Source organism: Sulfurimonas marina (assembly GCF_014905095.1).
Taxonomy (GTDB): Bacteria; Campylobacterota; Campylobacteria; order Campylobacterales; family Sulfurimonadaceae; genus Sulfurimonas; species Sulfurimonas marina.
Genome location: NZ_CP041165.1, coordinates 1752887 through 1764574, shown reverse-complemented (window position 1 = coordinate 1764574; position 11688 = coordinate 1752887). Strand labels below are relative to the sequence as shown.

The following is an 11688-nucleotide window of genomic DNA, read 5'->3' as shown; positions in this document are numbered from 1 at the left end:
ACAAATTTCTGATGGAATAAATTTTAATGAAGAGCAAATAAAATAAGGAAAGAGAGAGTAAGCAGAAATTCCTGCTTACTTATTCAAAGAATATATACTTACATCCCTAAGTAAGGGTGTAGAGCTTGAGGAATTTTGATACTTCCGTCTTCTTCTTGAAAGTTTTCCATAATAGCTACAAGTGTACGTCCAACTGCTAAAGAAGAACCGTTAAGCGTATGAACCATATCATTTTTCTTACCGTTTTTAAAACGGATTTTTGCACGACGTGCTTGGAACTCTCTTGTGTTTGAGATAGAAGAGATTTCACGGTAAGTATTTTGCCCAGGTAACCAAACTTCGATATCTGTAGTATGTGCAGCACCGAAACCAAGGTCACCTGTACATAAGTTTACCAGACGATGAGGCAATTCTAATGCCGTTAAAAGATCAGATGCACACGCTACCATCTCATCAAAAACTTTTTCACTCTCCTCAGGGTGTGTGATCGCAACAAGTTCAACTTTATGGAATTGGTGTTGACGAATCATACCGCGAGTATCACGACCTGCCGCTCCTGCTTCTTTTCTAAAACAAGATGTATAAGCTGTCATCTTTTTAGGAAGCTCTTGTTCCGTTAAGATCTCATCTTGGTAGAGGTTAGTAACAGGTACTTCAGCAGTCGGGATAAGGAAAAGCTCAGGGTCTTCTACTTTGTAAAGATCATCTTCAAACTTAGGAAGCTGACCAGTTCCCTCTAAAGCATCTCTGTTAACAAGTGCAGGTACACTTACTTCATCAAAGCCGCGTCCGCGGTTAAAGTCAAGCATAAAGTTGATAAGTGCACGCTCTAATCTTGCACCCATACCAAATTGAACACTAAAACGGCTAGTCGCCAGTTTTACACCACGCTCAAAGTCGATCCAGCCGTTTGTCTCAGCTAGTTCCCAGTGTTCTTTTGGCGTAAAAGTAAACTCACGAGGTGTAAGTACTTTTTTAAGTTCAACATTATCCTCTTCATCAGCACCGTCTGGTACATTGTCATCAGGCATATTAGGAATAGCCATAGCAAGAGACTCTAACTCCTCTTGTTTTACACGCTGTACTTCGATAGCTTCTGCAACTTTTACTTTATTCTCATCAACACGAGCTTTTAGTTCAGAGATATCTTTTCCTTCGCGTTTATATACACCAAACTCTTTACTCATAGCATTTTGTGCAGCTTGTAGCGCTTCAAAGTTTTTCTTAGCTTCTTTTAACTCTTCATTTTTTGCTTTTAATGTTTCTAAAAGTGCTTCATCAACACCTTTTCTTAATAGTTTTCTTTTTACTTCTTCAAAATCTTTTTGTAATAGTTTTAAATCAATCATTATATACCTTTATTTTCTTAGTTGTTATGTAAGCAATTCTTTTGCTATTTGAAATTGGTTTGCAGTCATCAAGTGGATTTTTGGATGAAGTTCCTGAAGATCGTCTACAAGCTTTTTACTCAAGTCAAAACCTACTTTATACTCCTCTTCTGAACCGCCTTTACTAGCTTTACGAAGTTTTTCGATCCAGCAGTCAGGTACGTTAATACCAGGAACGTGTGCTGAAAGAAACTGTGCAGTACGCAGTTTTGTAATAGGAAAAACTCCCATAATAAGTTCAGCACTTTTATTTTCAGAACAACACTCTTTATTGGCATCCTCTTTTAACTCTAAAAGCTGTTTTGCATTTTCAATATCATACACAGGCTGCGTTATGATTCCAATCGCACCGTGTTTGATCTTCTTTTGCATCTTTTTTTGTAGCGTTTTAGGATTTTTTGCATAAGAATTTACAACCGCAAACGGATAGATCGGTTGAGGCTCTATATTGAAAGGTTTTCCTGAGTAGTCCATTCCAGAGTTAAAAGCACTGATGATATCTAATAGTAACGTACTGTCACCCTCAAATACACCTTTTGTGTTTGGCTGATCTGAAATAGTTGCAGGATCACCAGTAAGTGCTAAGATAGCTCTAATATCAAACTCATTAGCACCTAAAAGGTCAGACTGTAATGCTATTTTATTACGATCACGCATACTCATAGTTGCTATTACAGGCTTGTTAAATCTCTCTTGAAGCAGTTTTGCACCAAAAAGAGCATTAAATTTAAGTTTTGCCAGAGGATTGTCCGTTGTAGAGAATCCATCTACGAGTTTATCTAAACCAAGCTCTTCAATTTTATCTATCGTCGGAGAAAACTGGGCATTATGTCCGGGTGTTGTCTCTAAAGTTAAATATTTGCCGTTTTTTAGTTTATCTGTCAGTTTTTCAAACAAAAAAAGTCCTATTTCGCTATAATTTCGAAATTATATAATAAACAGAGGAAATTTATGCTAAAACTTGCAGTATTTGACTTTGATTCTACCTTAATGGACGGTGAAACGATCGATTTTTTTGCCGATGAGTTAGGGATAGGTGAACAAGTAGCGCAAATTACAGAAGAAGCAATGAGCGGAAGACTCGACTTTTTCGAATCACTTCAACAACGGGTAGGGCTTTTAAAAGGGCTTGACTTCTCAGTTGTTGAAAAGATTGCACACAACTTGCCTTATATGCCCGGAGCAGTTGAGACAATCGCTGAACTGAAAAAAAGAGGGATGACTGTTGTATGTTTCTCAGGCGGTTTCAGAACGGCAACTAGTTATGCTAAAGATATCTTAGGGTACGATGCAGACTTCTCAAATGCCCTCCATGTAAAAGATGGTAAACTTACTGGACTTGTAGGTGGGGATATGATGTTTAACTTCTCAAAAGGTGATATGCTGGTACGCCTGCAAAACATCTTAGGTGTAAGTGAAGAAGAAACTCTAGTGTGTGGTGACGGAGCAAACGATTTAAGTATGTTCGCTCATGCAGGAACACGTGTAGCATTTTGTGGTAGAGAAATCTTAAAAAAAGAAGCCAACATCATCGTAGATGAAAAAGACTTAACAAAAATTTTGGAGCATATATAGTGTTAGAAAAAACAGTGTGGAGACAGTACCACCAAGAAAACAACTTTAGAGAAAAGTTAGCAGAATTTACAAGATTGGATATTATCGATTTAATCGACGACGATAAAGCACTTTATGCAGTGCTAAAATCGAAATTGACAAAAAAAGAATTAAAACTTTTTGCTATGGATACGGCAGGTATCAATGATGAAAATATTAAAGCGGAGTTTGAATATACAGATGACGACTTAGAAAAAGCAAAGTTCAAACTCTATAAAAAACTCAAGCAGGATAAAACAAGACTTGCTTTCCGTCAAAGTAATTTTGACGAATTTAGTGAATAATTTTAGACTCTTTTGAGTCTAAAATCTACTTTGTAATTACCTTAAAACTTACCCTTCTCGATAATTTTTTATCTTCAATATTATTAAAAATCTCTTTCTTAGAAGAACTAAAACCGCTTCCTACAATTATTTTACTTAGCCATTTTTGTGTACTTAGATCTTGTGAACGAAACAGTGTTGAAAAAACTGAATAAGCACGTTGCATTGAGAGCTTTTCATTTTTAAGATACCTATTTGTATAAGGTTCTTTTGCCCACTCACTTGAAGTATGTCCGTTGATCTGAAGTTGCTCTATAGACTCGTGGTGTTTCATAAGGAAAGGGATAAGTTTTTTTCCGAAAGAGACGAGGAATTTTTTCTGTGCAGATGTTAGCTTGTAAACACCTACTTGAAAAAATAAACTCTTATCAAGCAGCTCTATATTGAGATCTTGAGTTATGTGTATCTGTTTATTACGAATCTCTTGTGCATAAAGTTCACGAAGTTTAGTGTAAAGAGATTTGGAATTGAACTGTACTTTCGTAACTGTAGTATCTTTATTTAACTTTGTAATCCACATATTCGCTTCTTGTGAATTATTATCTGTATGGATACCAGCTGCTGCAACTTGAGAGTTGTTTAGAATTACGAGTGATGTAAACATATCATAATTATCTCCACCGTAATGCTCTTGTCTGAGCATTGCTAGGTTTGAGTCTAACAGCATTGCCAATGCATCTGTATTGAAGGCATCTTTAACATACCCTACACCCATGATACTCCCATCTGAAAACTCTTTTATATCATTAAGACCGCTTGGATATGTTGTAAATATTTTTTTATCAAGTAAGACATTTTTATAGAGATCAAACTTGATCAGGCGAATATGTTCTTGTTGGAGTGCATTGTACTCCACTAAAGAGACAAGGAAGTTGTTATCACGAAGTTTAAGTATTCTTTTTGGAGTGAGCAAATCATCAGATTTATATTGTTTGAGCCAAAGTTTATTTCCATTTTCGGTAATCCTCATTAACGTGGCATCTGTATGTTGGTTATAAGATGTAGTACTGACAACTACAAAACTGCCATCGGCTGCTTCTACGGCATCTATACCTTTATCATCATCTTTTGTACCGAATTTTTTGCTCCATTGCATATATCCGTTTTTTGAAAATCTTGTTAGAAATATATCACTTACTCCAAGGCCTGTTTCAAACATATTGTCGCTCGTATCCCTTGTCGTAAAAGATGAACCCACTGCCAATACTCCACCATCGCTTAAAAGCACTAACTTATTCATACGATCGTAGTTTTTTGTACCGAATATTTTTGTAAATACAACATTTGCTTTTGCATCGAGTCTTACAACGATTAGTTCACCGTCTAAAGTGTAGCCACCTACAAAATAGCCATCATCAGGTGTTTTAACAAGTGCTACAGCTTTATTAAATCGAGAGAGCTTTGCAATTTTTGAGAGTACAATGTTTGCTTGATCATCCACTTGAATAAGATGCATCTGCATTCCGTATTGGCCTGAAACACTGGCAAGGTATTCAAAGGGATCAGAGTATGTTTTAGATTGGCGTGTTGTTTGTTTATTTTGATTTGAAAAACCGATAGCAGAGATTGTTCTGTCGTAGTTTTGAGTAATATCTAAGAGTGCTGCATCAAATGGTTTATGAATAATAATAGAATAGTTTTTTTGTTGTGCAAACAGGGATATAAAAAGTAGGAAGGGTAAAAGGAAATGTCTCATATGCTCACTTTTTAAAAAAGTAAAAGCAAAAAATATTCCTAGTTGGAAGTTTGAGAGCTAAAAGACCTCAAAAATGAGGCCTTTTTTCATTTGACTATTTTAAATTTTCAAATGGGTTAGTTACAACTGCTTTACGAGTTACAGTGTATGGTACTAATGCAGCTGCACGAGCACGTTTGATCACAGTTGAGATCATGTCTTGGTGACGTTTACAGTTACCTGTTAAACGACGTGGCATGATTTTATATCTCTCTGAAAGAGAAAAACGTAAATTTGCTACATCTTTATAATCGATGAAGTCAACTTTTGCTTCACAATATTTACAATATCTTTTTTTGTATTTTCTTTTTTCTGACATGTTATTACCTTTTTTATCTATTTTTTTCTAAAATGGAATTTCATCTTCATCTATATCTATTTCAGGTATAGAGTTGCTACTAGGCATCTCTCTACTTTGTTGAGCCGCAGCTTGTTGTTGAGAGTAGCCTTGATTTTGTTGACCATAGTTTTGAGCAGGTTGTTGTTGCCCGTAACTTGGCTGTTGTTGCATCTGAGGTGCTTGGTATGATTGCGGTTGCCCTTGTGCAGGTGCTCCATAATCGTTACCACCAAAGTTCTGTCCCATATCTTGATTCATTCCAGGTGTACCTGTTGCAGGATTAGTACCTTTAGAATCAAGCATTTGCATAGACTCAACTATAACAGAATGTTTAGATCTTTTTTGTCCATTTTGGTCAACCCATTGTTCAAAGCTTAATCTTCCCTCCACTAGGATTTTACTCCCTTTACGAAGGTACTGGTTTGCGATCTCTCCGCTTCTTCCGAAGAAAGTAATATCTACAAAACATACTTCCTCTTTTCTTTCACCGTTACTTGTGAATTTACGAGTTGTAGCGATTGCAGATTTTGCAATTGAACTACCACCCTGAGAGTATCTAAGTTCGATATCGCGCGTTAAGTTTCCAACCAAGATTATTTTATTGAACATCAGTTTTCCTTAAATTATTCAGCAGCTTCTTCTGCAGCAGCTGGTGCTTCTTCTTTAGCAACTGGAGCTGTTTTTGCTTTTGCAACAAGTGCGTCCCATGCTTTAACTTCAGCATTTTTTTCGTACTTGATAGTAACGAAACGAAGGATTTCCTCGTTAATACGGAAACGTCTTTCAATTTCAGCAATTGCAGATGGTTCTACTGAATAGTAGATTACATGGTAATAACCACGTTCATTTTTAGCGATTGGGTAAGCAAGTTTTCTCATTCCCATTGCATCTGTAGCAGCGATTTCACCACCGTTTGAAGTGATTACTTCTTCGATAGCAGCGATGCTAGCTTGAATCTCTTCAGCAGTTAATGTAGGTTTTACGATTACTAGGTTTTCGTATTTTCTCATATCGTATGATCTCCTCTTGGTATTGCCTATCTCTAGGCTTTTGTTTCCCTTTCGGATCTAAATATAGTGTCAGTTAGTGACATTACAAAGAGAAAGGAACTCGGAATTATATCTAAGTTTTTCTTAAAGACAACATATACTATACAGATTAGTTTTATGTCAATTTGTCATGGTTTTTTATGATTTAATTTTTTTAGGATATAGTTTCAAAAAACAAGACAGATAAAGTTTATAAATATGGCAAGAAAAAGAAAAAAGAAAACATCAAACAGTTCAAAAGCACTTACTTACGTAGCTTGGTTTTTAGCTATCGTTGCGTTGATGCTGAGTTCTATGGTAGCCGGATATTATTTCGGTTTTAACGAAGGTAAAGAGGAGATCAACACTCTTGTTAAAAAAGAGCAGAAAAAGCAAAAAGAGTTACTCAAAAAACTTGAAAAAACAGCTAAAATTGAAAAACAGGATGTGACAAAAAGATTACAGGAAGTTTTGAAAAAAGAGTCCAAATCATACACATCGGCTTCACATGAAATAGAAGATACGACACTTGTGAATCCTCCAAAGAAAACACCTGAAAAAAGGGTAGTGACTACGAATAAACCTGAGTTGACGATTATAATTGATGATGTGAGTACAGCTTCTCAGGTACGTGCTATAAAATCGCTGAAAATACCGCTTACTATGTCTTTTTTACCACCGAGCTCGGCACGTCCAAACTCTGCAAAACTGGCTGAAAAAGAGAGTGGGTATATGGTGCACCTACCGATGGAAGCACAACATTTCTCTAAAGAGGAACCTTATACTTTACGTGTCCATGATTCACAACAAGAGATCTATAAAAGGGTACAAGATATAAAACACTTATTTCCAAAAGTTGAGTATATCAATAACCACACCGGAAGTAAGTTTACTTCAAATGAAGTCGCTATGAACAGACTCTTTTTTGCATTTCAAAAGTTAAATCTGCACTTTGTCGACAGTAGAACAACTGCAGAGACTCAGGCACCGAAAGTTTCAAAAAATTACGGGGTGAGATATGTAGCCCGAGATGTTTTTTTAGATCATCATATGGAAAAAGAGTATGTTAAAGAGCAGATCAAAAAAGCGGTAAAGTTTGCGAAAACGCATGGCAAAGCTATAGCAATCGGGCATCCGCATAAAAATACATTACAAGCTTTAGCTGAATCAAAAGCATTGCTTCAAAGTGTCCATTTAGTCAAAATCGGTGAAATCTACTAGTTATGATTAAAAGGATAGATTTTCAGATAGACAGCTTAAAAGCTATGAAAAAATATCCTGAAAATCTTTACTATAAAGGTAATGTTGAACTATTACAATCAAAAATGATATCGGTTGTAGGGAGCCGAAAACCGAACCAATATGCACGGAATCTTACACAGGAACTTTGTTCAAAATTAGCTTTAAGAGATATAAAAATAGTCAGTGGCGGAGCGATAGGGATAGATGCTATTGCACATAAAAGTGCAGGGGCTGCAAATACTATTATGGTGGCTGGAACGGGTTTAGATGTTAGATATCCTGCAGTAAATAAAAACTTGATTCAAGAGATAGAGAATAAAGGTTTAGTGTTAAGCCAGTTTGCAGAGGGTGAACCCTCCAGACGTTATACCTTCCCTTTAAGAAACGAATTGATTGTCGCACTCAGTGATATCTTAATCGTAGCATATGCAGACCTAAACAGCGGGACAATGAGAAGTGTAGAATATGCACTAAAAATGCAAAAAGAGGTCTATGTATTTCCCCATAGAATAGGGGAAAGTGCAGGGAGCTCCAAGTTGCTTCAAGAGGGGAATGCAAAACTAATTTACGATATAGATGAGTTTGCACAACAGTTTGGAACAATAGAAAAAAATGAAATTGATAAAGATGAGTTTTTATTGTTTTGTAAAACAAATCCAAGTTATGAAGAGGCTATGAAAAAAGATGCTTCAAAACTTTTTGAATATGAACTTCTTGGTAAAATAGAGGTAAAAGATTCAAAGGTTTATATTAAACATTTATAAAAATTAAGATAAATTTATTAGATTCAATTAAGATTCACTTATATATTTTTTAGTTACAATCAAATTATTTTGATAAAAGTAGGTAAAATGAGCCTTGTTAAAAGAGTAGTGCTTCTTATGATTGTATTGTCGACTTCACTTTTAGCAACTCAGAAAAGGGATATTAACTTTACCCCTTTACCTATGAAAAATGAGCAAAAAACTATTCAGGGTTTTGTACCTTTTATAGAGTACCTGCAACAACATACTTCACTGACAATAAATTTTAATTATCAGCATAACTATAGTGATATTTTAAAGGGCTTTATTGAGGGGAAAATAGATATCGCTTACCTTGGACCATTACCGTATGCAGTTTTAAAGTCAAAATATCCTGAAATTGAACCGCTTGTAACCTTTAAACAAAAAGATGGAAAAAGTTTTTACAGATGTGTACTCTCTAAGTTTAGTGAAGATCAAATAGATTTTGAGAAGAAAATAACAGTTGCACTGACACAACCGCTTTCAACCTGTGGTTACTATGCTACAAACAAATTACTGAAAGATAAACTTGGAATAGCATTGGAAAAACAATCGTATGCTTACACCATGTCCCATACTAATGCATTGTTAGGAGTTATGAGAGAAGAGTTTATGATTGCCGGTGCAACAGAAGATATAGCTAAACAGTATGAATCACTTGGTATGGAGATTATAGCAGAGAGTGAACTATTTCCTGGATTTGCAATAGTCGTAAACAAAAAAACACTTTCATCTGAGCAGATTGCAAAGATTAGAGAGATACTTTTAAATATTCCAAAAACAACTTATGAAAAATGGGACCCAAGTTTAAAGTACGGTGTAGTTCCTGCAGATGTAAATCTCTACAATAGTTTAAATATAGATTGCGATATACCGCAAGAGGGGAATATGGAATGATCAAAAAAATCACTTTCAGCTTGATCATTTTTATCATATTTGTATATTTTTTACTTGAATATTTAGAGAATAAGAAAAAAGTAGCAATAGCAGATTATAACCATCATGCCCTTCTAACGACAAAAGCTACATATAACGGTGTTATAAATACTTATGAAGTTGCAGGTCAAAAAGATTTTAACTTCCTTTTACATAATGACAGGGCTATGAGTCTGCTCCACAGTTTTAAAAACTCTAAAAGTGAAAAAGAAAGAAATCTTTTACGGGGGAAACTTTACAGAGCTTTATACAAGTCGTATGATGTAATGAAAAGTATGGATGTACGTCAGTTTCATTTACATACGATCGATGGAAAAAGTTTATTGCGTATGAATATGCCTTGTGAAAACGGCGACTCTATTATAGATTTAAGAAAGTCCATTCAAATTGTAAATCGTGAACATAAACAAGTGATAGGGTTTGAAGGGGGAAGACTCTTTTCAGGTTATAGATATGTCTTCCCTATAATTGATAAAGGTGAATATCTGGGAAGTGCTGAATTCTCAATCGCTTTTGAAGGGATAGAGGCAAAACTGAGCAAACTGTTGCCAAATTCTGTTTTTGCACTGATAGTAACAAAGCATGAGAGTTACGATAAAGTATTTCAATGGCATAGAGGATTGATCTCGGTATCGGATTTTGATAAAAACTATTATATAGAGAATCCCAAAGTGTCGGCTATTACAAAACGAAATTCAGAGAATAAACTTGTAACACGACTAACAGAATTAGTAAAAAAATCCCCACATTTTTATGAGCAATTACAACAACATAAAGATTTTTCCATATATATTGTAGAGAAGGGTAAAGGGTATGCTGTAAACTTTATAAGCTTTATAAATACAGATCAAAAACATGCCGGATATCTGATCTCGTTTAACTTACAAAACGAGATTCTAGATATACAAAAAGATTATTGTAGTTATAAACTGATGGCATTTGTAATAAGTGCAGTGGTGTTTATATTGCTATTTATAATCTTATATCAAATCGAAAAACTACGTAAAAACAGGTATAAACTCCAAGCAATAAACGACTCTTTCTATCATGCTCAAAAAATTGCTCATTTCGGTTCTTTGTCATACGATCATAAAAAACAAAAGTTTTATTTAACGGATGAAGTGTATAAGATCCTCGGTATTTCAGCTGATAGTTTTACCCCTTCATATAAAGCGTTTTTATCGTTAGTGCATCCTGATGATCGAAAAAAAGTACATCAAGCATATAGAAACTCTTTTGAAAATAAAACTATCTATGAGATAAATCATCGCATTTTACAAAAAGATGGATCTATCCGTTTTGTAGAAGAACATGGAAGTCATGAACTAGATAGTAATGGAGAGATAATTAAAACTTTTGGAAGTCTTTATGATATTACCGAACAGATAGCAGCGTATGAGAATCTAGAAAGGTTTATAGATCTGCAAAGTTCAATAGTTATTTTGACAGATGGCAAACAATTTAAGTTTGCAAATAAAAGTTTTTACCATTTTTTTGGATTTGAAGATCTCAAAGCATTTAAAGAACAATATGACTGTATTTGTGAACGTTTTATAGAACATGATGGTTTTTTCTCTTTAGAAGATGTCAAAGAGGATGAAGATCATTGGATAGAGAGTCTCTTAAACCTTTCAAAAAGACAAAGAATAGTTTCTATGTTAGACAGTACAGCAACTCCTCATGCTTTTAGTGTTTCAATAAATAAGTATAACAATGAAAATTATGTTGTGGAGTTTAATGATATCAGTGATTCTATGCTGGAAAAACTTCAGCTTGAAAGACAACTCAATCGTGATCAACTTACAAGTGCACATAATCGTGTTTATTTTGAAACGAATATAAAAAATATAATGAAATTAAATGAAGATAATAATGCAAACACTGGAATAGTATTTTTTGATATTGATCATTTTAAACAGATCAACGACACTTACGGACATGATGTGGGTGATGATGTTTTAATCGCTTTAGTTCAAGTTGTAAAAGAGCAAACGCGTAACTATGACCATCTTATACGCTGGGGTGGTGAAGAGTTTATTATAATAACACGAGTAGAGTCTAAAGAGAGTCTGCAACAAATGACGGAACATATCAGAGTAAAAATTCAAAATCATTATTTTAAAGATATCTCATCTCTTACATGTAGTTTTGGTCTGGCTATACATAAAGAGGGTGAAAATATTAAACAGACTATTACAAGGGCTGATGAAAAGCTTTATGAAGCAAAAGAAAATGGAAGAAATCAGGTCCGTATATAAACTTTTAGAACAATTATAAACTATAAAAATAACAAAAAT

At 34.6% G+C, this 11688-nt stretch carries 12 protein-coding genes; 6 read left to right on the top strand and 6 right to left on the bottom strand.

The features are described 5' to 3' along the window. Window positions 1-98: 98 nt before the first annotated feature. Both serS and FJR03_RS09010 read right to left on the bottom strand, forming a co-directional pair. Window positions 99-1349, bottom strand: coding sequence for a serine--tRNA ligase (serS, locus tag FJR03_RS09015; protein ID WP_193113180.1), 1251 nt, complete (start codon window positions 1347-1349; stop codon window positions 99-101). A gap of 24 nt (window positions 1350-1373) precedes the next feature. After that, window positions 1374-2285, bottom strand: a complete 912-nt coding sequence (locus FJR03_RS09010) for a methylenetetrahydrofolate reductase (protein WP_193113179.1) — start codon at window positions 2283-2285, stop codon at window positions 1374-1376. Between the two features lie 21 nt (window positions 2286-2306). Here FJR03_RS09010 and serB point away from each other — a divergent pair, with 21 nt between their 5' ends. Next, window positions 2307-2963: a phosphoserine phosphatase SerB gene (gene serB / locus FJR03_RS09005; protein WP_226962201.1), complete on the top strand. Its 657-nt coding sequence runs from the start codon at window positions 2307-2309 to the stop codon at window positions 2961-2963. Beyond that, window positions 2963-3286 carry a hypothetical protein gene (locus FJR03_RS09000; RefSeq protein ID WP_193113177.1) on the top strand — a complete coding sequence of 108 codons (324 nt, stop codon included), beginning with the start codon at window positions 2963-2965 and terminating at the stop codon, window positions 3284-3286. Before serB ends, FJR03_RS09000 begins: the two co-directional genes overlap by 1 nt. A gap of 25 nt (window positions 3287-3311) precedes the next feature. Here the strand turns inward: FJR03_RS09000 and FJR03_RS08995 are convergent, their stop codons facing one another. The 4 genes from FJR03_RS08995 to rpsF all read right to left on the bottom strand — a co-directional run bounded on the left by FJR03_RS08995 (window position 3312) and on the right by rpsF (window position 6410). Next, window positions 3312-5021, bottom strand: a complete 1710-nt coding sequence (locus FJR03_RS08995) for an OmpA family protein (RefSeq protein WP_193113176.1) — start codon at window positions 5019-5021, stop codon at window positions 3312-3314. Between the two features lie 94 nt (window positions 5022-5115). Further along, window positions 5116-5379 (bottom strand): 30S ribosomal protein S18, encoded by a 264-nt coding sequence (rpsR, locus tag FJR03_RS08990; RefSeq protein WP_193113175.1) that lies wholly within the window; start codon window positions 5377-5379, stop codon window positions 5116-5118. 27 nt (window positions 5380-5406) lie between these two features. Continuing rightward, the gene (locus FJR03_RS08985; RefSeq protein WP_193113174.1) at window positions 5407-6009 is read right to left on the bottom strand and encodes a single-stranded DNA-binding protein; all 603 of its coding nucleotides are present in this window, start codon (window positions 6007-6009) and stop codon (window positions 5407-5409) included. A gap of 14 nt (window positions 6010-6023) precedes the next feature. Then, the gene (gene rpsF / locus FJR03_RS08980; protein WP_193113173.1) at window positions 6024-6410 is read right to left on the bottom strand and encodes a 30S ribosomal protein S6; all 387 of its coding nucleotides are present in this window, start codon (window positions 6408-6410) and stop codon (window positions 6024-6026) included. Window positions 6411-6647: 237 nt separating this feature from the next. Here rpsF and FJR03_RS08975 point away from each other — a divergent pair, with 237 nt between their 5' ends. The 4 genes from FJR03_RS08975 to FJR03_RS08960 all read left to right on the top strand — a co-directional run bounded on the left by FJR03_RS08975 (window position 6648) and on the right by FJR03_RS08960 (window position 11649). Next, entirely contained in the window at window positions 6648-7649 is a 1002-nt protein-coding gene (locus FJR03_RS08975; protein ID WP_193113172.1) for a divergent polysaccharide deacetylase family protein, read from the top strand. Window positions 7650-7651: 2 nt separating this feature from the next. After that, entirely contained in the window at window positions 7652-8434 is a 783-nt protein-coding gene (locus tag FJR03_RS08970) for a DNA-processing protein DprA (protein ID WP_193113171.1), read from the top strand. Between the two features lie 87 nt (window positions 8435-8521). Continuing rightward, complete coding sequence (locus FJR03_RS08965) at window positions 8522-9352, top strand: PhnD/SsuA/transferrin family substrate-binding protein (protein ID WP_193113170.1); 831 nt, start codon at window positions 8522-8524, stop codon at window positions 9350-9352. Next, entirely contained in the window at window positions 9349-11649 is a 2301-nt protein-coding gene (locus tag FJR03_RS08960; protein WP_193113169.1) for a sensor domain-containing diguanylate cyclase, read from the top strand. Before FJR03_RS08965 ends, FJR03_RS08960 begins: the two co-directional genes overlap by 4 nt. The last annotated feature ends 39 nt before the right edge of the window (window positions 11650-11688 follow it).

Bases quoted from the DNA above. Each gene is read 5' to 3' on its own strand.
- serS (WP_193113180.1), bottom strand. From the start codon at position 1,349: ATGATTGATTTAAAACTATTACAAAAAGATTTTGAAGAAGTAAAAAGA.
- FJR03_RS08995 (WP_193113176.1), bottom strand. From the start codon at position 5,021: ATGAGACATTTCCTTTTACCCTTCCTACTTTTTATATCCCTGTTTGCA.
- rpsR (WP_193113175.1), bottom strand. From the start codon at position 5,379: ATGTCAGAAAAAAGAAAATACAAAAAAAGATATTGTAAATATTGTGAA.
- FJR03_RS08985 (WP_193113174.1), bottom strand. From the start codon at position 6,009: ATGTTCAATAAAATAATCTTGGTTGGAAACTTAACGCGCGATATCGAA.
- rpsF (WP_193113173.1), bottom strand. From the start codon at position 6,410: ATGAGAAAATACGAAAACCTAGTAATCGTAAAACCTACATTAACTGCT.
- FJR03_RS08975 (WP_193113172.1), top strand. From the start codon at position 6,648: ATGGCAAGAAAAAGAAAAAAGAAAACATCAAACAGTTCAAAAGCACTT.
- FJR03_RS08970 (WP_193113171.1), top strand. From the start codon at position 7,652: ATGATTAAAAGGATAGATTTTCAGATAGACAGCTTAAAAGCTATGAAA.
- FJR03_RS08965 (WP_193113170.1), top strand. From the start codon at position 8,522: ATGAGCCTTGTTAAAAGAGTAGTGCTTCTTATGATTGTATTGTCGACT.
- FJR03_RS08960 (WP_193113169.1), top strand. From the start codon at position 9,349: ATGATCAAAAAAATCACTTTCAGCTTGATCATTTTTATCATATTTGTA.